The 20,999-nt window shown below is 64.5% G+C and carries 19 protein-coding genes; 8 read left to right on the top strand and 11 right to left on the bottom strand.

Annotation, left to right across the window (positions count from 1 at the left end; genetic code table 11):
• Positions 1-10 precede the first annotated feature (10 nt).
• Together FW760_RS13770 and ompR are read right to left on the bottom strand one after the other, a co-directional pair.
• Positions 11-1,324, bottom strand: a complete 1,314-nt coding sequence (locus tag FW760_RS13770) for an ATP-binding protein (protein WP_116052486.1) — start codon at positions 1,322-1,324, stop codon at positions 11-13.
• A 124-nt stretch (positions 1,325-1,448) separates the two neighbouring features.
• A complete protein-coding gene (ompR, locus tag FW760_RS13765) occupies positions 1,449-2,189 on the bottom strand; it encodes an osmolarity response regulator transcription factor OmpR (protein WP_043861620.1) in 741 nt (246 codons plus the stop codon).
• Between the two features lie 242 nt (positions 2,190-2,431).
• Here ompR and FW760_RS13760 point away from each other — a divergent pair, with 242 nt between their 5' ends.
• The 4 genes from FW760_RS13760 (at position 2,432) to FW760_RS13745 (ending at position 7,498) form a co-directional block, all read left to right on the top strand.
• Positions 2,432-4,747, top strand: a complete 2,316-nt coding sequence (locus FW760_RS13760; RefSeq protein WP_058541685.1) for a Tex family protein — start codon at positions 2,432-2,434, stop codon at positions 4,745-4,747.
• Complete coding sequence (locus tag FW760_RS13755; protein ID WP_052504261.1) at positions 4,744-5,130, top strand: PaaI family thioesterase; 387 nt, start codon at positions 4,744-4,746, stop codon at positions 5,128-5,130. Before FW760_RS13760 ends, FW760_RS13755 begins: the two co-directional genes overlap by 4 nt.
• 153 nt (positions 5,131-5,283) lie before the next feature.
• The gene (gene gshA, locus FW760_RS13750; protein ID WP_043861618.1) at positions 5,284-6,870 is read left to right on the top strand and encodes a glutamate--cysteine ligase; all 1,587 of its coding nucleotides are present in this window, start codon (positions 5,284-5,286) and stop codon (positions 6,868-6,870) included.
• 1 nt (position 6,871) lies between these two features.
• Positions 6,872-7,498 (top strand): TetR/AcrR family transcriptional regulator, encoded by a 627-nt coding sequence (locus tag FW760_RS13745; RefSeq protein ID WP_043861617.1) that lies wholly within the window; start codon positions 6,872-6,874, stop codon positions 7,496-7,498.
• A 106-nt stretch (positions 7,499-7,604) separates the two neighbouring features.
• Here FW760_RS13745 and FW760_RS13740 read toward each other — a convergent pair whose 3' ends face one another.
• The 8 genes from FW760_RS13740 to FW760_RS13705 all read right to left on the bottom strand — a co-directional run bounded on the left by FW760_RS13740 (position 7,605) and on the right by FW760_RS13705 (position 14,751).
• Positions 7,605-7,820: a TOBE domain-containing protein gene (locus FW760_RS13740; RefSeq protein WP_043861616.1), complete on the bottom strand. Its 216-nt coding sequence runs from the start codon at positions 7,818-7,820 to the stop codon at positions 7,605-7,607.
• A 28-nt stretch (positions 7,821-7,848) separates the two neighbouring features.
• The gene (ssuB, locus tag FW760_RS13735; RefSeq protein WP_446443824.1) at positions 7,849-8,661 is read right to left on the bottom strand and encodes an aliphatic sulfonates ABC transporter ATP-binding protein; all 813 of its coding nucleotides are present in this window, start codon (positions 8,659-8,661) and stop codon (positions 7,849-7,851) included.
• On the bottom strand, positions 8,658-9,452 hold the full coding sequence (gene ssuC / locus FW760_RS13730) for an aliphatic sulfonate ABC transporter permease SsuC (protein WP_043861614.1): 795 nt from the start codon (positions 9,450-9,452) through the stop codon (positions 8,658-8,660). The genes ssuB and ssuC overlap by 4 nt, the downstream gene beginning before the upstream one ends.
• A gap of 10 nt (positions 9,453-9,462) precedes the next feature.
• Positions 9,463-10,611 carry an FMNH2-dependent alkanesulfonate monooxygenase gene (ssuD, locus tag FW760_RS13725; protein ID WP_043861613.1) on the bottom strand — a complete coding sequence of 383 codons (1,149 nt, stop codon included), beginning with the start codon at positions 10,609-10,611 and terminating at the stop codon, positions 9,463-9,465.
• A gap of 58 nt (positions 10,612-10,669) precedes the next feature.
• The gene (locus tag FW760_RS13720) at positions 10,670-11,635 is read right to left on the bottom strand and encodes a sulfonate ABC transporter substrate-binding protein (protein WP_054915910.1); all 966 of its coding nucleotides are present in this window, start codon (positions 11,633-11,635) and stop codon (positions 10,670-10,672) included.
• 96 nt (positions 11,636-11,731) lie between these two features.
• A complete protein-coding gene (gene ssuE, locus FW760_RS13715; protein ID WP_043861611.1) occupies positions 11,732-12,325 on the bottom strand; it encodes an NADPH-dependent FMN reductase in 594 nt (197 codons plus the stop codon).
• Positions 12,326-12,602: 277 nt separating this feature from the next.
• Positions 12,603-13,241 carry a peroxiredoxin gene (locus FW760_RS13710; RefSeq protein WP_054915909.1) on the bottom strand — a complete coding sequence of 213 codons (639 nt, stop codon included), beginning with the start codon at positions 13,239-13,241 and terminating at the stop codon, positions 12,603-12,605.
• Positions 13,242-13,398: 157 nt separating this feature from the next.
• Positions 13,399-14,751, bottom strand: a complete 1,353-nt coding sequence (locus FW760_RS13705) for an OprD family porin (protein WP_116052485.1) — start codon at positions 14,749-14,751, stop codon at positions 13,399-13,401.
• A 490-nt stretch (positions 14,752-15,241) separates the two neighbouring features.
• Between FW760_RS13705 and tauA the strand changes: the two genes are divergently transcribed.
• Genes tauA through tauD form a run of 4 tightly spaced genes read left to right on the top strand, consistent with a single transcriptional unit; the run spans position 15,242 to position 18,720 of the window.
• On the top strand, positions 15,242-16,219 hold the full coding sequence (tauA, locus tag FW760_RS13700; protein WP_043861608.1) for a taurine ABC transporter substrate-binding protein: 978 nt from the start codon (positions 15,242-15,244) through the stop codon (positions 16,217-16,219).
• A 15-nt stretch (positions 16,220-16,234) separates the two neighbouring features.
• The gene (gene tauB, locus FW760_RS13695; protein ID WP_043861607.1) at positions 16,235-17,029 is read left to right on the top strand and encodes a taurine ABC transporter ATP-binding subunit; all 795 of its coding nucleotides are present in this window, start codon (positions 16,235-16,237) and stop codon (positions 17,027-17,029) included.
• A complete protein-coding gene (gene tauC, locus FW760_RS13690; RefSeq protein WP_116052484.1) occupies positions 17,026-17,865 on the top strand; it encodes a taurine ABC transporter permease TauC in 840 nt (279 codons plus the stop codon). The genes tauB and tauC overlap by 4 nt, the downstream gene beginning before the upstream one ends.
• A 21-nt stretch (positions 17,866-17,886) precedes the next feature.
• Entirely contained in the window at positions 17,887-18,720 is an 834-nt protein-coding gene (tauD, locus tag FW760_RS13685; RefSeq protein ID WP_116052483.1) for a taurine dioxygenase, read from the top strand.
• 150 nt (positions 18,721-18,870) lie between these two features.
• On the opposite strand, the gene betT is transcribed toward tauD, so the two are convergent.
• Positions 18,871-20,868, bottom strand: coding sequence for a choline transporter BetT (gene betT / locus FW760_RS13680; protein ID WP_054915907.1), 1,998 nt, complete (start codon positions 20,866-20,868; stop codon positions 18,871-18,873).
• Positions 20,869-20,999: the final 131 nt, after the last annotated feature.

The raw sequence follows: 20,999 nt of genomic DNA, 5'->3' as shown, positions 1-20,999 counted from the left end.
CCTTGCGTCCCTAGACCGCGTCGCGTGGCAGCAGCAGGCCCAGGGGCAAGCGTACCCGCGCCTCGATGCCGCCACCGGAACGGTTGCGCAGCTCCACATTGCCGCCGTGCTGGGCGGCGATGCGCTTGACGATAGCCAGGCCCAGGCCGGTGCCCTTGCCGCTGCGGGCGCGATCACCGCGAATGAACGGATTGAAGATCGCCTCCAGCTCACCCGGATCGATGCCGGCGCCGCGGTCGAGCACGCTCAGCACCACGTAGGGCGCGCTGGTGTCACCCGAGACATAGGCCGCCACTTCCACGCCCTGCCCGGCGTGATGCAGCGCATTGCCGATCAGGTTGTTGAGCAGGCGCTTGATCGATACCCGGCGCAGCGGAAACGGCGGGATCGGCTCCAGGCACAGCCGCACCTGCTCTTCGGGCTGGTTGAACGGCGCGACCACCTCGCGTACCAGGTCGCTGAGGTCCACCTCCTCGACCGGCTCGTCGCGGCCATCGCGGATGAACGCCAGGAACTGGTCGAGAATCGCGTCCATGTCCTCGATGTCGCGCACCATGTCATCGGTCAGGTCGCTTTCGTTGGCCAGCAGCGACAGCGACAGGCGCAGGCGCGTCAGCGGCGTGCGCAGGTCATGGGACACCCCGGCCAGCATCAGCTCACGCTCGCGCCCCGCCTGCTCGACATCCTCTGCCATCTGGTTGAAGGCCCGGTAGACCTCGGTCATCTCGCTGGGCGTGTCGCTGATCGGCAGGCGCACGCTGCGCCCCTGGCCCAGTTGCCGGGCGGCGAACACCAGGCGCTTGAGCGGCTGGTTGAGCTGGCGCACGAAGATCCAGGCCGAAGCCGTGGACAACAGACCGATGGCCAGGAACCAGCCCAGCACGTTCCAGATCTTCTGGCCGCGCAACGGGTGCGGGTACAGCGGCACCTTCAGCCAGCCATCGCCCAGGCTCGGGGCCTGTACCCACAGCGCCGGCGGCGCATGTATGCGCAGGCGCACCTCGGTGTCCTCGCCCAGCTCGGCCTGCATCTGGCGCTGGTAGATCTCGCTGTAGGGCCAGTGCTGCTCACCCTCGGGCACACCGGTGCCGACCACCCGCCTCAAGCCGGCGGCTTCGGCAATCTTCTCGCGGTTTTCCTCATCGGCCGCCCAGTAGGCGCGCAGCGTCAGTGCGACGCCGTGGCTGTACTGGCGGTCCACCAGCACGTCCTCGTTCATCAGCAGGTACACCAGCGTCAGTGCCTTGGAGAACAGCACCACGGCCAGCACCAGCCACAGCGTGCGGGCGAAGAAGCTTTGGGGGAACCACAATGGCGTTTTCATGGGCGACGGCTACACGGTTGGCAGGAGCGAGCGCGGCTCGCAGGCGTTGCGGATTTCGGCACAGGCAAAAACAGGGCAACCCGAGGGGCGCCCTGCCTATGCTGACCTGCTCCTGTACAAGGCTTCACTTGCCGGCATTGCCATCCGGCACGAAGACATAGCCCACACCCCAGACGGTCTGGATATAGCGTGGCTTGGAAGGGTCGGGTTCGATCATGCGGCGCAAACGCGAGATCTGCACATCGATGGAGCGCTCCAGGGCGTCCCACTCACGACCGCGCGCCAGGTTCATCAGCTTGTCGCGGGTCAGCGGCTCGCGGGCATGCATCACCAGCGCCTTGAGCACCGCGAATTCGCCGGTGGTGAGCATGTGCACTTCGTCGCCGCGCTTGAGTTCGCGGGTGGCCAGCGACAGCGCGTAGTCGCCGAAGGTGACGGTTTCGTCCTCGCTGCCTGGTGCGCCCGGTACCACCGGGGCCTGACGACGCAGCACGGCCTTGACCCGCGCCATCAGTTCGTCGGGGTTGAACGGCTTGGCCAGGTAGTCGTCGGCGCCCAGTTCCAGGCCCTTGATGCGGCTGAGTTCGTCACCCTTGGCGGTGAGCATGATGATCGGCACCTGGTTGTTTGCCCCGCGCAGGCGCTTGCAGGCGGTCAGGCCGTCTTCGCCGGGGAGCATCAGGTCGAGCACGATCAGGTTGAACACTTCACGCGCCAGCAGGCGGTCCATCTGTTCGGTGTTGGGTACGGCACGGGCACGGTAGCCCTTGCTGGTGAAGAAACGCTCCAGCAGGCTGCTCAGGCCCGGGTCGTCATCGACGATGAGGATTTTCTCGCCTTCGGCGGGTTGTGCAGTGCTGCTCATGGGTAGCTCCTTTAATCTCGGCGGGCATTATGGCTTAGGCGCCATTTGAGCGTGCCGTGTGCATTGTTAGCAGATTTTTCCCAAGTCGCCAGCGGCATGCCCCGACAGGCTGGCGCGCCGCGATCCCCGCAAGCCCGGATCGCTGGGTATAATGCGCCGCTTTGATCCAGCGTCGCCCTGCTCGAGCGCGCCCCGTGGCGCCGGCCTGCGGCCTTTGCATTCACGAATTGTCAGGTGGTTTTATGGACAGCATCAACAGCCGCATCGCCGAGGAACTCGGTGTCCGCCCGCAACAGGTCGAAGCGGCCGTGGCTCTACTTGATGAAGGCTCCACGGTGCCCTTTATCGCCCGTTACCGTAAAGAAGTGACCGGCAGCCTGGACGACACCCAACTGCGCAACCTGGAAGAGCGCCTGCGCTACCTGCGCGAACTCGACGACCGCCGCGCCAGCATCCTGGCCAGCATCGAGGAGCAGGGCAAGCTGACCCCGGAGCTGGCCCGCGAGATCAAGCTGGCCGACACCAAGACCCGCCTCGAAGACCTTTACCTGCCGTACAAGCAGAAGCGCCGCACCAAGGGCCAGATCGCCCTGGAAGCCGGCCTGGGCGAGCTGGCCGACGGCCTGTTCAACGACCCGCAGCTGAACCCGGAAACCGAAGCGGCGCGCTTCGTCGACGCCGAAAAAGGCGTGGCCGACGTCAAGGCGGCCCTCGAAGGCGCCAAGTACATCCTCATGGAGCGCTTCGCCGAAGACGCCAGCCTGCTGGCCAAGCTGCGCAACTTCCTCAAGCAGGAATCGGTGCTCAGCGCTCGCCTGGTGGCCGGCAAGGAAGAGGAAGGGGCAAAGTTTCGTGACTACTTCGAGCACGACGAGCCGCTCAAGAGCGCGCCCTCGCACCGCGCCCTGGCGATCTTCCGCGGGCGCAACGAAGGCGTGCTGTCGGCCAGCCTCAAGGTCGGCGAAGAGCTGCCCGGCACCCTGCACCCCTGCGAAATGATGATCGGCGAGCACTTCGGCGTGAAAAACCAGAACCGCCCAGCCGACAAGTGGCTGGGCGAAGTGGTGCGCTGGACCTGGAAGGTCAAGCTCTACACGCACCTGGAAACCGACCTGTTCGGCGAGCTGCGCGACAACGCCGAGAGCGAGGCGATCAACGTGTTCGCCCACAACCTGCATGACCTGCTGCTGGCCGCCCCGGCCGGCCCGCGCACCACCCTGGGCCTGGACCCGGGCCTGCGCACCGGCTGCAAGGTGGCGGTGGTGGATGCCACCGGCAAACTGCTCGACACCGCCACGGTGTACCCGCACGTACCCAAGAACCAGTGGGACCAGACCATCGCCGTGCTCGCCGCCCTGTGCGCCAGGCACAAGGTCGAGCTGATCGCCATCGGCAACGGCACCGCCAGCCGTGAAACCGACAAGCTGGCCGCCGAGCTGATCAAGAAATACCCAGCCTTGAAGATGACCAAGATCATGGTCTCCGAAGCCGGCGCCTCGGTGTACTCGGCCTCCGAGCTGGCGGCCAAGGAATTCCCCGACCTGGACGTGTCGATCCGCGGCGCGGTGTCGATTGCCCGTCGCCTGCAGGACCCGCTGGCCGAACTGGTCAAGATCGACCCAAAATCCATCGGTGTGGGCCAGTACCAGCACGACGTGTCGCAACTCAAGCTGGCCCGTGGCCTGGATGCGGTGGTCGAGGACTGCGTGAACGCCGTGGGCGTGGACGTCAACACCGCCTCGGTGGCGCTGCTGGCACGCATCTCGGGCCTCAACAGCACCCTGGCGCAGAACATCGTGGCACACCGCGATGCCAACGGTGCCTTCAAGACCCGCGCCGCGCTGAAAAAGGTCAGCCGCCTGGGCGAGAAGACCTTCGAGCAGGCCGCAGGCTTCTTGCGCGTGATGAACGGCGACAACCCGCTGGACGCCTCGGCGGTGCACCCTGAAGCCTACCCGCTGGTACAGCGCATCGCCGCCGACACCGACCGCGACATCCGCTCGCTGATCGGCGACAGCGGCTTTCTCAAGCGCCTGGACCCGAAAAAATTCACCGACGAAACCTTCGGCCTGCCGACCGTCACCGACATCCTGCAAGAGCTGGACAAGCCCGGCCGCGACCCGCGCCCCGAGTTCAAGACCGCCGAGTTCCAGGAAGGCGTCGAAGACCTCAAGGACCTGCAACTGGGCATGATCCTCGAAGGCGTGGTCACCAACGTGACCAACTTCGGCGCCTTCGTCGACATCGGCGTGCACCAGGACGGCCTGGTACACATCTCGGCGCTGTCGGAGAAGTTCATCAAGGACCCGCGTGAAGCGGTCAAGGCCGGCGACGTGGTCAAGGTCAAGGTCATGGAAGTGGACATTCCGCGCAAACGCGTGGGCCTGTCGATGCGCATGGGCGACACCCCGGGCGAGAAAATCGACGGCGCCCGCGGCAGCCGCCCGGGCTCGGCACCGCGCCAGCAGCAGCCGGCACGCGCCAAGGAGACCCCGGCCCCGGCCAACAACGCCATGGCCTCGCTGTTCGCCAACGCCAAGCAGTTGAAGAAGAAGTGACCGACCTGCCCGAAGAGCAGGTGCGCAGCGCATTCAGCCAACTGCTCGGCTGTCGCCTGCAACGCCTCGACCAGGGCGTTGCCGAGGTGGCCCTGGCCCTTGAGCCGCACCTGCGCAACCGCGGCGGCAAGCTGCATGGCGGGGCGATCTTCAGCCTGGTCGACATCGCCATGGGCCTGGCCTGCTCCAGCGCCCATGGCTTCGACAAGCAGAGCGTCACCGTGGAATGCAAGATCAACTACCTGCGTCCGGTCAGCGAGGGCGAGGTGCTGTGCGTGGCCCGCGTGCTGCAGGCCGGGCGGCGCATCCTGGTGGTCGATGCCGACGTGCTGCAAGGCGAAAAACTGATGGCCAGGGCCCAGGGCACCTTCACCGTGCTCTAGCCGCAAACGCCCAATGTGCGGTACTTTCGGCAGTGCGCGGGCACTGCCGGAACCCTGCGAAAACCAGGCGACCACGCCAGTTCCTCTGTCCACCCTTGTAGACCGTCGTTTCCACCCCCATATTGGGGCGACTGACGCGTGAAGGAATCCATCTTGAGCGAACTTCTCAACCGCCGCCTGAGCCTGCTCGGCCAGGGCGACAACCTCTCCCTGCTCAAGCAGTGCCTGCACGGCATCGAGCGTGAATGCCTGCGCGTGACCGAGGACGGTCGTCTGGCCCAGACCCCGCACCCCGAAGCCCTGGGCGCGGCCCTGACCCACGAGCAGATCACCACCGACTATTCCGAGTCGCTGCTGGAGTTCATCACCCCTGCCCTGGCCGACCCTGCCCAGACCCTCGAAAGCCTCGAGAACATTCATCGCTTCGCCTACAGCAAGCTCGGTAACGAGTACCTGTGGAGCCCGTCGATGCCCTGCCCGCTGCCGGCCGAGGAAGACATCCCGATCGCCTGGTACGGCACCTCGAACATCGGTCAGCTCAAGTACGTGTACCGCAAGGGCCTGGCCCTGCGCTACGGGCGCACCATGCAATGCATTGCCGGCATCCACTACAATTTTTCGCTGCCAGAACAGATCTGGCCGCTGCTGCGCCAGGCCGAAGGCCAGGCGGGCGACGACCGCGACTACCAGTCGTCGGCGTACATCGCACTGATCCGCAACTTCCGTCGCTACAGCTGGCTGCTGATGTACCTGTTCGGCGCCTCCCCGGCGCTGGACGCAGGCTTCCTGCGCGGCCGCGCGCACCAGCTCGAACAATTCGATGCCGACACCCTGTACCTGCCCTACGCCACCAGCCTGCGCATGAGCGACCTGGGTTACCAGAGCAACGCCCAGGCCGGCCTGACGCCGTGCTACAACAACCTGGCCAGCTACACCGACAGCCTGCGCAAGGCCGTCGCAACGCCCTATGCGCCGTATGTCGAGATCGGCACGCACAAGGATGGCGAGTGGGTGCAGCTGAACACCAACATCCTGCAGATCGAAAACGAGTACTACTCCAACATCCGCCCCAAGCGCGTGACCTACAGCGGCGAGCGGCCGATCCAGGCGCTGATGGCCCGCGGCATCCAGTACATCGAAGTGCGCTGCCTGGACATCAATCCGTTCCTGCCCACCGGCATCGACCTCACCGAAGCGCGCTTCCTCGACGCCTTCCTGCTGTTCTGCGCACTGGAGCAGAGCCCGCTGCTGGACAATGGCGAGTGCGGCCAGTGCACCAGCAACTTCCTCAGCGTGGTCAAGCAGGGCCGCAAGCCTGGCCTGGAACTGCAACGTGACGGCCAGCCGGTCGCGCTCAAGCAGTGGGCCGACGAGCTGCTGCAACGTATCGCCCCGCTGGCCGAACTGCTCGACCGCAGCCACGCCAGCGACGAGCACGCCAAGGCCCTGGCCGCGCAGGCGGCCAAGGTCAGCGACCCGTCGCTGACGCCGTCGGCCCAGGTGCTGGCGAGCATGACCGAGCACAAGGAGAGCTTCAGCCGCTTCTCCCTGCGCCAGAGCCAGGCGCATGCCGACTACTTGCGCGGCACGCCGCTGAGCAGCGAGGCGCAGCAGCGTTTCGAGGCCCTGGCGCGTGAATCGCTGGAGGCCCAGGCCACCCTGGAGCGCGAAGAGGACGTGGTCGATTTCGACCTGTTCGTGGGCGCCTACCAGGCCAGCATCCTGGCGATCAGCAACTGACATGAGCCGTGCAGCCACGCCCCGCAAACCGCGCGCTGCCAGCCAGGCCCGGATCGACTCGATCCTGGCCGCCGCACGCGACCTGCTGGCCAGCGAAGGCGTGGCCAGCCTGTCGATCTATGCAGTGGCCGAACGCGCACAGATCCCACCCTCGTCGGTGTACCACTTCTTCGCCAGTGTGCCGGCGCTGCTCGAAGCCTTGACGGCGGATGTGCACAGCGCCTTTCGCGCCTGCCTGCAGGCGCCGATCGAGCCTGGCAGCCTGCAGCACTGGGGCGACCTGTCGCGCCTGGTGGAGCAGCGCATGCTGAGCATCTACAACCAGGATGCGGCGGCGCGCCAGCTGATTCTGGCGCAGCATGGGCTGAGCGAAGTGACCCAGGCCGACCGCCAGCACGATATCGAGCTGGGCGACCTGATGCACAAGCTGTTTGCCGAGCACTTCCGGCTGCCGGCGTTGCCGGACGATGTGGATGTGTTTGCCCTGGCGATGGAGCTGGGAGACCGGGTGTATGCCCGCTCGGTGCAGCTGCACGGGCAGATCACCCCGCGCATGGCGGAGGAAGGAATGCGGGTGTTCGATGCGTACCTGGGATTGTACCTGCCGCCCTTTCTGCCCAAACGCTGACGGCCTCATCGCGGGTCAAGCCCGCTCCCACAAGGTAATCGCCGTCCTTGAGAACGGCGGGACACCTGTGGGAGCGGGCTTGACCCGCGATGCAGACGGCGCGGTTTCAGAGCTTGGCGATCGACACTTCAGTCGACTTCACGAACGCAATCACCTCACTGCCCACCACCAGTTCCAGCTCCTTGACCGAACGGGTGGTGATCACCGAGGTGACGATGCCCGATGCCGTCTGCACGTCGATTTCCGACAGTACAGGGCCTTCCAGGATTTCTTTCACAGTGCCTTTGAACTGGTTACGTACGTTGATCGCTTTGATGGTCATGTGCAGGTTTCCTTTTAAAGACGAAAGATCAATGGGCCCAACGCAGCTGCGTGGGCAAAGGTGCTACAGGTTCAGGCTCGGGCGGGGTGCCCGGCACCGACAGGACACGGTTCAGCACTTCGGTTTCCAGCGCCGCCAGGCGATGCGAGCCGCGTGCCCGCGGACGCGGCAGGTCGACCAGCAGGTCCAGGCCGATCTCGCCGTCCTCGATCAGGATCACCCGATCGGCCACCGCCACCGCTTCGCTGACGTCATGGGTCACCAGCAACACGGTGAAGCCGTGCTTGCGCCACAGGTTCTCGATCAGTTGCTGCATCTCGATCCGGGTCAGCGCATCCAGTGCGCCCAGCGGCTCGTCCAGCAGCAGCAGGCGCGGCTGGTGAATCAGCGCACGGGCCAGAGCCACGCGCTGCTTCTGCCCACCGGACAACGCCGCCGGCCACTCGTTGGCCCGGTCGGCCAGGCCCACCGCCTCCAGCGCCTGCAACGCACGCTCACGCCAGTTGCCGGTAAGCCCCAGGCCGACGTTTTCGATGACTTTCTTCCAGGGCAGCAGGCGCGCCTCCTGGAACATCAGCCGGGTGTCCTCGCGGGCATCGCTGAGCGCCGCAGAGCCGGCCAGCAGCTCGCCGGCACTGGGCTGGTCGAGCCCGGCCAGCAGACGCAGCAGGGTGCTCTTGCCGCAGCCGCTACGGCCGACGATGGCAACGAACTGGCCCGCCGGGATGTGCAAGTCGATGTCACGCAGCACCTGACGTTGGCCAAAGGTCTTTTGCAGCTTGTGCACGGCCAGCGGTATTCCGCGCAGCAGCCGTGGCGGTTGTTCCTTGAGCACGGTCATGCGCCGTCTCCCTTGCTGACTTGATAGGCCGGGTGCCAGCGCAGCCATACACGCTCCAGGCCACGGGCGGCCAGGTCGGCGAGCTTGCCGAGCACGGCGTACAGCACGATCGCCAGCACCACCACGTCGGTTTGCAGAAATTCGCGGGCGTTCATCGCCAGGTAGCCGATGCCGGCATTGGCCGAGATGGTTTCGGCCACGATCAGGGTCAGCCACATGAAGCCCAGCGCGAAGCGCACGCCCACCAGGATCGAGGGCAGCGCACCGGGCAGGATCACCTGGCGAAACAGCGCAAAACCGCTCAGGCCATAGCTGCGGGCCATCTCCACCAGCGCCGGGTCGACGTTGCGGATGCCGTGGTAGGTGTTCAGGTAGATCGGGAACAGGGTGCCCAGGGCCACCAGGAAGATCTTTGCCGACTCGTCGATGCCGAACCACAGGATCACCAGCGGGATCAGCGCCAGGTGCGGCACGTTGCGGATCATCTGCACCGAGCTGTCGAGCAGGCGTTCGCCCCACTTCGACAGGCCGGTGATGAAGCCCAGGGCCAGGCCGATGCTGCCGCCGATCACGAAGCCGACCGCGGCGCGCCAGCCGCTGATGGCCAGGTGGGTCCAGATTTCGCCGCTGCGCACCAACTCTACGCCGGCACTGAGCACCGCGCTCGGCGCTGGCAGGATGCGTGTCGACAGCCAGCCGGCGCTGACCGCCAGCTGCCACACCGCCAGCAGCAGCACGGGCAGGGCCCACGGCGCCAGGCGATGCGACAAGGGAATAGAGGATCGTTTCATGCTTCGATCCTCACGCCTTGGCCGCGGCTTTGGGCAGGATGTCGTTGGCGACCATCTCACCGAACGGGCTCACGTAGTTGGCACCGGCCGGGGCCTCGGGGCGCTGGATGTCCAGGTGCGGGAACAGCAGTTCGGCCACGCGGTAGGACTCTTCCAGGTGCGGGTAACCGGAGAAGATGAAGGTGTCGATACCCAGGTCGGCGTATTCCTTGACCCGTGCGGCCACGGTCGGGCCATCGCCGACCAGCGCGGTGCCGGCACCGCCACGCACCAGGCCGACCCCGGCCCACAGGTTGGGGCTGACCTCCAGGTTGTCGCGGTTGCCGCCATGCAGCGCAGCCATGCGTTGCTGGCCCACCGAGTCGAAGCGCGCCAGCGAGGCCTGGGCACGGGCAATGGTGTCGTCGTCCAAGTGCGAGATCAGGCGCTCGGCCGCTTGCCAGGCCTCGGCGTTGGTCTCGCGCACGATCACGTGCAGGCGGATACCGAAACGAACGCTACGGCCCTGCTTGGCGGCCTTGGCGCGCACCTGTTCGATTTTCTCGGCCACGGCGGCCGGTGGCTCGCCCCAGGTCAGGTACAGCTCGACCTGTTCGGCGGCGAGGTCCTGCGCCGCTTCCGACGAGCCACCGAAGTACAGCGGCGGGCGTGGCTGTTGCACCGGCGGGTAGAGCAGCTTGGCGCCTTTTACCTTGATGTGCTGGCCATCGTAGTCGACGGTTTCGCCTTCCAGCACGCGGCGCCAGATGCGGGTGAATTCCACCGAGGCCTGGTAGCGCTCTTCGTGGCTGAGGAACAGGCCGTCGCCGGACAGCTCCTCCGGGTCGCCACCGGTCACCAGGTTGAACAGCGCACGGCCATTGGACAGGCGGTCGAGGGTCGCGGCCTGGCGTGCCGCCACGGTCGGCGAGATGATTCCCGGGCGCAGGGCCACCAGGAACTTCAGGCGCTGGGTCACCGGAATCAGCGACGCGGCCACCAGCCACGAGTCTTCGCACGAGCGGCCGGTAGGGATCAGCACGCCACCGAAGCCCAGACGGTCGGCGGCCTGGGCGATCTGTTGCAGGTAACCATGATCGACAGCGCGAGCACCTTCGGCGGTGCCAAGGTAATGACCGTCGCCGTGGGTTGGCAGAAACCAGAAAACATTGAGGCTCATTGGAGTTGTCTCCTAAGGGGTGGCGCAAGCCGGGGCGGCGCCCCGGTGCGGTCGAACGTCAAGGCGCGGTGGCGACCTTGGCCGGTGGCGTCCAGATCACATCCTTGATGCTCAGCGGCTTGGGAATCAGCTTCAGGGTATGGAAGGTGTCGGCGATCTTCTGCTGGGCGGTGACCACGTCCGGGGTCAGGAAATGCGCACCGTAGCCCTGGCGCTTGACCGAGGTCAGGGTGATGTCGGCCGGCAGGCCCAGCAGTGGCGCCACCTGGTCGGTGACCTCCTGCGGGTTGGCCTTGGACCACTCGCCCACCGCGCGCACCTCGTCCACCAGCGCGGCAATCACTTCAGGGTGCTGCTGCGCATAGGGCCGGGTGGCCAGATAGAACTGGTGGTTGTCGACGATGCCACTGCCATCGCGCAGGGTGCGTGCCTGCAACTGCTGCTCGGCGGCGGCCTGGTACGGGTCCCAGATGACCCAGGCGTCGACGCTGCCACGCTCGAACGCGGCGCGGGCATCGGCTGGCGGCAGGAATACCGGCGTGATGTCGGTGTACTTGAGGCCGGCGTCTTCCAGGGCGCGCACCAGCAGGTAGTGCACGTTGGAGCCCTTGTTCAGGGCGACCTTCTTGCCCTTGAGTTCCTTCACCGACTGGATCGGAGAACCCTTGGGCACCAGGATCGCCTCGCTGGTGGGGGCCGGTGGCTCGTAGGCCACGTAGAGCAGGTCGGCACCGGCGGCCTGGGCAAACACGGGCGGGGTTTCGCCGGTCACGCCAAAGTCGATGGAGCCCACGTTGAGGCCCTCGAGCAGCTGCGGGCCGCCGGGGAATTCAGTCCACTGCACCTGCACGCCCTGGGCAGCCAGGCGCTTTTCAAGGGAGCCCTTGGCCTTGAGCAGCACCAGGGTGCCGTACTTCTGGTAACCGATGCGCAGGCTCTCGGCCTGGGCTTGAGTGATGGCGCCGAAGGACACAGCCGCAGCAAACAGAGCGACCAGACCGCGACGCAAAACGACAGTGCGCATAGCGCTCTCCTTTTTGCTGTGGGGGTTCAGGCTGCACCTGCTTGCCCGTTGGCGGGCGAGTAAGGTGGGGTAAGACGGTAAAGCCGGTGTAGCGCTTCAGATGCTCCAGCGAGCACTGAGCAGACGTTCGTTGAGCAGGCCCGGGGCCACCGGCTTGGGGCGGCGCGCCAGGGCGCTGTGAAACAGCTCCAGCGATTCGTTGAGACGCTGCTCAAGCACCGGCGCCAATTGGGCGGCGGCGCTGCCTTCGCCGTAGGCGATCTGGCTGTCGTCGGCGAAGATCCCCTGCAGGGTCTCCTGGGCCTTGAGCGCCGAGAGCACCGGCTTGAGCGCGTAGTCCACCGCCAGCATGTGGGCGATGCTGCCACCGGTGGCGATGGGCAGAACCACCTTGTGTTCCAGCGCACGCTCGGGCAGCAGGTCGAGCAGGGTCTTCAGCGCACCGGCGAAAGACGCCTTGTATACCGGGGTGGCAACCACCAGGCCGTCGGCCTGGGCCACCAGTTGCAGGAAGTGCTGCACCGTGGGGCTGTCGAAACGTGCGTGCAGCAGGTCTTCGGCGGGGAAATCGCGCACCTGGAAGCTCACCACTTCCACGCCCTGGCTGTTCAGCCATTGCCGCGCGCGGTCGAGCAGGACGCCGGAGCGCGAACGCAGACTGGGACTACCGCCGAGAGAAACAACCAGCATTGGAGCACTTCCTTGATCGTGTTCTAGAGGGCCGCGAGATTGGATCTCGCTGGAGTGGAGTGACCATAACAGCTCGGCATATATACCAATAAATCATATTTTTTCATTTGTTTATTCTATATGGAACTATAAGAGCTTCGCCGGCAAGGCCGGCTCCTACAGGGGGCAGTGCAACCCTGCAGGAGCCGGCCTTGCCGGCGCAAGAGGCCCGCGCGGACATAAAAAAAGGGCCGTCGAAACGGCCCCGAAATGCCCTGCTGTGGCTACATCAAAACATTCAACGGTTAGGCTGCGGGGTCAGGCGCAGGTACGGCTTGACCGCCCGGTAGCCCTTCGGAAAGCGCCGCTTGATTTCCTCTTCGTCCTTGAGCGACGGCACGATCACCACCTCGTCACCGTCCTGCCAGTTGGCCGGGGTGGCGACCTTGTGGTTGTCGGTGAGCTGCAACGAATCGATCACCCGCAAAATCTCGTTGAAGTTGCGGCCGGTGCTGGCCGGGTAGGTGATGGTCAGGCGGATCTTCTTGTTCGGGTCGATCACGAACAGGGAGCGTACCGTCAGGGTGTCGCTGGCGTTGGGGTGGATCAGGTCGTACAGGTCCGACACCTTGCGGTCGGCGTCGGCCAGGATCGGGAAGTTGACGAGGGTGTTCTGGGTTTCATTGATGTCTTCGATCCAGCGGTGGTGCGAGTCCACCGGGTCGACCGACAGCGCGATGGCCTTGACCCCGCGCTCGGCGAACTGGTCCTTGAGCTTGGCGGTGAAGCCCAGTTCCGTGGTGCACACCGGGGTGAAGTCGGCGGGGTGCGAGAACAGCACGCCCCAGCTGTCGCCCAGCCACTCGTGGAAGCGGATCTTGCCCGCGCTGGAATCCTGTTCGAAATCGGGGGCGATATCGCCGAGTCTGAGGCTCATGGTGCGGCTCCTTGGCTGGGTTGTTTATGACCTCACTGTAGCCTGCCTGTGCATAAGGTTAAAAAGAATAAATATCGATTTATTTATAATTTTTAGATCTATTGGAATGGAGGCGAAAAAAACCCCGCGCAAGGCGGGGTTTCTTCATCAATCACACTTACATGAAGTTGTAGGTGTAGTTGAAGATCAGGCGGGTTTGGTCTTGGTCACGCGAGGACTCGCCGCTGCCACGATAAACACCGTGACGCAGGCTGGTGCCCAGACCTTTGAGTGGGCCTTCCTGAATCACGTAATCGATACGCGCATCACGTTCCCATTCGTTGTACGAACCGTTACCGCTCTTGTAACGAATGTCATCGCCACGCAGGTAGGAGATCGCAGTTTTCAAACCTGGCACACCTAAGCGCGCGAAATCATACGAATACTGACCGAACGTGGTGTTTTCACCTGCACGAGCAAACTGGTTGATCATGCTATCGGTGAACAGGTAGAAGCTCGAGCCGCCAGCGCCTTCGTTGCGGCCATTGCTGTCCAGCACGTTGCCTTGGCCAGCCCATACGAAGCCACCGTCATCCCCAATCTGCTGGTGCCCGAGCAGCAAGGCATGACCTCCCAGAGAGTACGTGAACATCGCACTCCAGGTCTTGTTGTCAACCTTGCCACTGTTCTTGGCATAACCACCGTTGTTGCTGAACTGGTAGCCAGCGTCGCCATTCTTGCCATCGCTGCTGCTGTCGAAGTAGCGCAGGTCAGTCTTGAACGACTGGTCTTCCGCGATCGGCAGGACGTGTACCAAACCCAGGAAGTGCTGCTTGTAGTAGTCTTCCAGGTTCGAGTAGTAGTACTGCAAGGTCAGGTCTTTAGTGACTTTCCAGTCGCCGCCGGCGAACTGGAACTTGTTGCTGTCCTGCTCGCCACCGGCAACGGCCAGACCGGTACGGTTGCTCGAAGCACGACCCATGGCGTGGGTCAGTTGGCCGCCATTGAGGGTAAGGTTGTCGATTTCTTTCGACTGGATGGTACCGCCTTCAAAGGTCTGCGGCAGCAGACGACCGTCGTTCGATACCAGGATTGGCAGGTTAGGTGCCAATGCGCTACCGAAGTGAGCTTCTGTCTTGGAGAAGCGAGCCTTGGCGTTTCCGCCAATACGCGCCCATTGGCTGGAAGCCGAACCGTCAGTATCACTTGGGAAGAAGGAGCTATTGTCCGGGTGACGACCACGGCCGCCATCCAGGTGGATACCCCACAGCGCTTGAACGTCAACGCCGAAACCTACAGTGCCCTCGGTAAAGCCTGACAGGTAGTCAAGCTTGAAGCCTTGGCCTACTTCACGCGAATCACCACCGCGACCACGCGCAGAATCTGGCAGGTTGATTTCGCGGTCATCGTTATTGAAGTACATGGTGCGCGAACTGAGCGACAGCTTGCTGTCCTCTACGAAACCGGCTGCACCCGCTTGCTGGGCCAGTACCCCTACGGCCACGGCAAGTGCCAGGCTGGACTTATTCATGCATCACTCCTTTCGATTCTAATTTTTGTGTGTCGCTTGATGGGCAGACTCTGTCGTTCCGCTCCAAAGACGATTGGCGATTAGCACCAAAGCGTGACTGATAAGTCAATCGTAACCAGTCGTTTCACTACTTTGGTCTAAGGCGCCGGCCTTGGGTGCGAAGGATAATGACAATCCTATAAATCAAAAAAGACAATTTTGTGAATTTTTCAGATTATTACGGAATATAGTCCGATTATTTCAGCGCTTTGCAGGATAGCCCATAAGCTAATACCCATATCTTCTTAAAAAGATATTTTTTATACCGATCATCTTCCTCATTGCCCCGGCAGCCCGCGATTGTTCACCACCCTGGCAGCGACCACCTTGACCCGGGTCATCCAGCCAATGACTCCTAAGCTAATGCCAAAAAGTTATTTATTTCGGCATTCTTAGATCAACTAGTCTTCTCGTCATCCACACCGCCTACCCGCCTGACGAGGAGTTTTCCATGACCCTGCCTGCCCCGCTGCGCCTGTTCACCGCCCTGGCCCTGGCCGGTGCCGCCTTCTTCGTCCAGGCCGCCGACCTGACCGTGGCCTACCAGACCACCGTCGATCCGGCCAAGGTGGCCCAGGTCGATGGCACCTATGAAAAGACCAGCAAGGCCAGCATCGACTGGCGCAAGTTCGACAGCGGCGCCGACGTGATCACCGCCGTCGCCTCCGGTGACGTACAGATCGGCTACCTGGGCTCCAGCCCCCTGGCCGCCGCCGCCACCCGCAAGCTGCCGGTGGAAACCTTCCTGATCGCCACCCAGATCGGCGCCGCCGAGGCACTGGTGGCTCGCGAGGGCAGCGGCATCAACTCGCCGCAGGACCTGATCGGCAAGAAGATCGCCGTACCGTTCGTGTCCACCGGCCACTACAGCCTGCTGGCCGCACTCAAACAGTGGAACATCGACCCGTCCAAGGTGCAGATCCTCAACCTCGCGCCACCGGCGATCATTGCCGCCTGGAAGCGCGGCGACATCGACGCCACCTACGTATGGGACCCAGCCCTGGGCGTGGCCAAGGAAAACGGCAAGGTGCTGATCACCTCCGGCGAGCTGGCCGAAAAAGGCGCACCGACCTTCGACGCCTGGATCGTGCGCAAGGACTTCGCCGCCAAGCACCCCGAGATCGTCAAGGCCTTCGCCAAGGTCACCCTCGACGCCTACGCCGACTACCGCAAAAACCCGCAAGCCTGGCTGGCCGACAAGGCCAACGTCGACAAGCTGGTCAAGCTTTCCGGCGCCAAAGCCGCGGACATTCCGGGCCTGCTGCAGGGCAACGTGTTCCCGTTGGCCGCCGACCAGGTCGCGGCCCTGGGCGCACCGACCACCAAGGCCATCACCGACACCGCCACCTTCCTCAAGGAACAAGGCAAGGTCGACGCGGTACTGCCCGACTACGCGCCCTATGTCAGCGCCCAGTTCATCACCAACTGACACCGGAGCCCCTTCATGGCCCTGCTACAACTGGAGCGCATCAGCGCACAGTACCCCGGCGCTGCCGAACCCGTACTGGCCGACATCTCACTGAGCCTGGGCCCGCAGCAGCTGCTGGTGGCCCTGGGCCCTTCCGGCAGCGGCAAGACTTCGCTGCTCAACCTGATCGCCGGCTTCGTCACCCCCAGCGCCGGGCGCATCACCCTCGATGGCCAAGCGGTGCAGGGCCCCGGCGCCGACCGTGGCGTGGTGTTCCAGGACGACGCCCTGCTGCCCTGGCAGGACGTACTGGCCAACGTCGGCTTCGGCCTGGAACTGGCCGGCGTACCCCGTGCACAACGTGAAGCCAGGGCCCGCGAAATGCTCGCCCTGGTGGACCTGGCCGACTTCGGCAGCCGGCGTATCTGGCAGTTGTCGGGCGGGCAGAAGCAGCGTGTGGGCCTGGCCCGTGCACTGGCTGCCGACCCGCGCATCCTGCTGATGGACGAGCCGTTCGGCGCCCTGGATGCATTCACCCGCGAACAGATGCAGGAACTGCTGCTGCAGGTGTGGCAACGCACCGCCAAGCCGGTGTTCCTGATTACCCACGACATCGAGGAGGCGGTGTTCCTGGCCACCGAGCTGGTGCTGCTGGCGCCCAACCCGGGGCAGATCGTCGAGCGCCTGCAACTGGACTTCGGCCAGCGCTACGCCGCAGGCGAATCGGCACGCGCGATCAAGTCCGACCCACGCTTCATCGAAACCCGCGAGCACGTACTGTCGCGGGTGTTCTCCCAACGCAGCGCCACCCCGCGCAAGGAGCTCGCATGAGCAGCCTCGACCTGCCGGTAACGGCCAAACCTGCCGCTGCTGCAGCGGTGCCCGTGAAGGTGCGGCGCAGCCTGAGCACACGCTGGATCAGCGTACTGACCCTGACCACGCTGTTGCTGGCCTGGTGGGCGGTGACCGCCGCCGAATGGATCGAGCCGCTGTTTCTGCCCTCGCCCGAGGCGGTGCTGGGCAAGGCCTGGCTACTGATGACCCAGGGCTACATGGAATCGACCCTGTGGCAGCACCTGGGCGCGAGCCTGCAGCGTATCGGCCTGGCCCTGGGCGCGGCGATCCTGACCGCGATCCCGATCGGCATCGCCATTGGCCACAACCGTATTGCCCGCGGCATCTTCGACCCGCTGATCGAGTTCTACCGGCCGATCCCGCCGCTGGCCTACCTGCCGTTGATCGTGATCTGGTGCGGCATCGGCGAGTTGTCCAAGGTGCTGCTGATCTACCTGGCGATCTTCGCCCCGATCGCCATCGCCACTGCCACCGGCGTACGCACCGTCGACCCGGCCAGGCTGCGCGCCGCACAGTCGCTGGGGGCCACCCGGGCACAACTGATTCGCCACGTGATCCTGCCCAGCGCGCTGCCCGACATTCTTACCGGCGTGCGCATCGGCCTGGGCGTGGGCTGGTCGACCCTGGTGGCCGCCGAACTGATTGCCGCCACCAGCGGGCTGGGCTTCATGGTGCAGTCAGCCGCGCAGTTCCTGGTGACCGACGTGGTGGTGCTGGGCATTCTGGTGATTGCCCTGATCGCCTTCGCATTGGAAATGAGCTTGCGCGCCCTGCAGCGCAAGCTGGTGCCCTGGCATGGCCAGAGCCATTGAGACTTGCACAAAGAGACCGACATGAGCCTGACCATTACCCCGCTGAGCCCCGCGCTCGGCGCCCAGATCAGCGGCATCGACCTGACCCGCGAGATCAGCCGTGAACACCGTGACGCCGTGGAGCAGGCGCTGCTCCAGCACCAGGTGCTGTTCTTTCGCGAGCAGCCGCTGACCCCGCAGCAGCAGGCCAGTTTTGCCGCGCGTTTCGGCGATCTGCACATTCACCCCATCTACCCCAACGTGCCCGACACGCCACAGGTGCTGGTGCTCGACACGGCCGTCACCGATGTACGCGACAACGCCATCTGGCATACCGACGTGACCTTTCTGCCCACCCCGGCGCTGGGTGCGGTGCTCAGCGCCAAGCAGTTGCCGGCCTATGGTGGCGACACCCTGTGGGCCAGCGGCATTGCCGCCTATGAGGCACTGTCGGCGCCGCTGCGCCAGCTGCTCGACGGGCTGACCGCCACCCACGACTTCACCAAGTCGTTTCCGCTGGAGCGCTTTGGCAACACCGCCGAAGACCTGGCGCGCTGGGAAGCGGCGCGGCGCAACAACCCGCCGTTGTCGCACCCGGTGATCCGCACGCACCCGGTGAGCGGGCGCAAATCGCTGTTCGTGAGCGAAGGCTTCACTACCCGCATCAACGAACTGGGCGAGGCCGAGAGCGAGGCGATCCTGAAACTGCTGTTCGCCCACGCCACGCGCCCGGAGTTCACCATCCGCTGGCGTTGGCAGGAAAACGACGTGGCGTTCTGGGACAACCGCGTAACGCAGCATTACGCGGTGGACGATTACCGACCGCAGCGGCGGGTAATGCATCGGGCGACTATTCTGGGCGACAAGCCGTTTTGAGGCGGTGCGCCGCGGCCATTGATTACGTACTACGTGGTACGAATCAAGGTATGAAAACACCCCGTTGGGCGTAGCTGGCAAGAGGGGGGCATTCGCCGGCAAATCCGGCTCCTGTAGGAGCCGGCCTTGCCGGCGAAGGGGCCGGCAGCCCTAACGCACCATGTGCAAAAACTGCAGGTGACGCTCGTACTGGTCGAGGATGTCGTTGATGATCTGCTCCTTGCTGTAGCCCACCAGGTCGTAATCCTGGCTGCCTTCGCTCAGGTGCACCTCGGCGCGGTAGTAGCGCCGGTTCTTCAACTCCTGCGTGCCCAGCCCGGCCAGTGCGAACGATGGCGTGAAGTAGCCGCGCATCTGCACCTGGTAGATGAACGGCTGCTCTTCGCCATGGCCGATCTTCAGGCTCACGTTGTCGTGGCTCGGGTCTTCCTGGGTGATGACATTCAGGCCCTTCTCGGCAAACACGTCGGTCACCTCGGCAATCGCCGGGCGCACCACGTCATCCATGAACCGGTACACCTCGTCCCGCGAGGGGAAGTGCACCGCCTGGCTCAGGCGATGCCGCCAGCCGCCACGCCCGCGCCGCGAGTTGGCGAACGGTGCCAGCGAATGCATCTGCGCGATCTGACGCTGCGACTCCAGGTAGAACGCCTTGTGCAGGCCCCACATCATCGCCAGCAGGATCACCGAGAACGGCAGCGAGGTCAGCACCACCGCCGACTTGAGCGAGTCGATGCTGCCGGCAAACAGCAGCCCGCTGGTGACCAGCGCCGTCATCGCACCCCAGAACACCCGCAGCCAGTTGGGGCCGTCCTCGTCCGGGCTGCCGTCACGGGCCGACAGGGTCGAGAGCACCACCGTGCCCGAGTCGGCCGAAGTGACGAAGAACACGAAGCTGATGAACACCGTGACCGCGATCACCACCTTGCTCCACGGGTAGGTTTCCAGCAGCAGGTACAGGCTCATCGAGGGGTTTTCCAGCGCCGACTGCCCCAGCGCCGTGGCGCCATTGAGCACCTGCAGGATCGCGCTGTTACCGAAGATGGACATCCACGCCAGGGTGAAGCCCAGCGGAATCAGCAGCACGCCGAACACGAATTCGCGGATGGTGCGCCCACGGGAAATCCGTGCGATGAACAACCCGACGAACGGCGCCCAGGCAATCCACCAGGCCCAGTAGAACACCGTCCAGCCGCCCAGCCAGTCGCTCGGTTCGTTGTAGGCGTACACATCGAAGCTCTTGCGCGGCAACGCGCCCAGGTAGTCGCCCAGGTTCTGGATCAGGGTGTTGAACAGGTGCTGGGTAGGCCCGGCGAACAGTACGAACAGCAGCAGTGCGCAGGCCAGCACCATGTTGATGTCGGACATCACCCGCACGCCCTTGTCGACCCCGGCGATGGCCACCACCACCGCTGCCCCCATCATCAGGCTGATCAGGATCACCTGCACCCACTGGGTGTGCGGGATGCCGAACAAGTAGTCCAGGCCCGAGTTCAGGTGCAGCACGCCAAAGCCCATGTCGGCGCCCAGGCCGAACACCGTGGCGATGATGCCGAAGCCGTCCACCGCGTAGCCGATGGGGCCGTTGATGCGCTTGCCGATCAGCGGGTACAGCGCCGAACGCAGCGCCAGCGGCAGGTTGTGGCGGTAGGCGAAGTAGGCCAGCGCCATGCCCACGAAGGCGAACACGCCCCAACCGTGCAGGCCCCAGTGCAGAAACAGCAGCTGCATCGCCTGGCGCCCGGCCTCGGCGGTGCCGGCTTCGCCCTGGGGCGGCTGCAGCAGGTGGGTCAGGGGTTCGGAGACGCAGAAGAAGAACAGCGTGATGCTGATGCCGGCGGCGAACAGCATGCCGGCCCACGACAGGTAGCTGAACTCGGGTTCGTCGTGGTCGGCACCGAGCTTGATCTTGCCGTAGCCGGACAAGGCGGTGACCACCACGAAGACCAGGTACAGGGTCATCGCCAGCATGTAGTACCAGCCCACGGTGTTGGCGGCCCAGTTCTGCGCCGCCAGCAGCCATTCACCGGCCACCTGCGGGTTGCTGATCACGGCCAGGCCGAACAGCAGGATGAAGCTGGCGGCAAAATAGAACACCGGGGGGTTCATGCGGATAGTGCTGGGGGTATTCGAAGACGGTGCACTCATTGCGTGTGCACCTCGCGGGGGTGTGTGAGGGTTGAGTTGTACGGGTTCAGCAAAGGGTTTCCTCCTGTTGAACACCGGCAGCGGACCACCGTTTAAGTTGAACGAGCGTTCAAGTTAAACATGGATGGGGG

The sequence above is a fragment of the Pseudomonas sp. 1176_21 genome, from assembly GCF_052850635.1.
The sequence above is the reverse complement of the archived record's forward strand: the minus strand, read 5'-3'. Positions and strand labels throughout refer to the sequence as shown.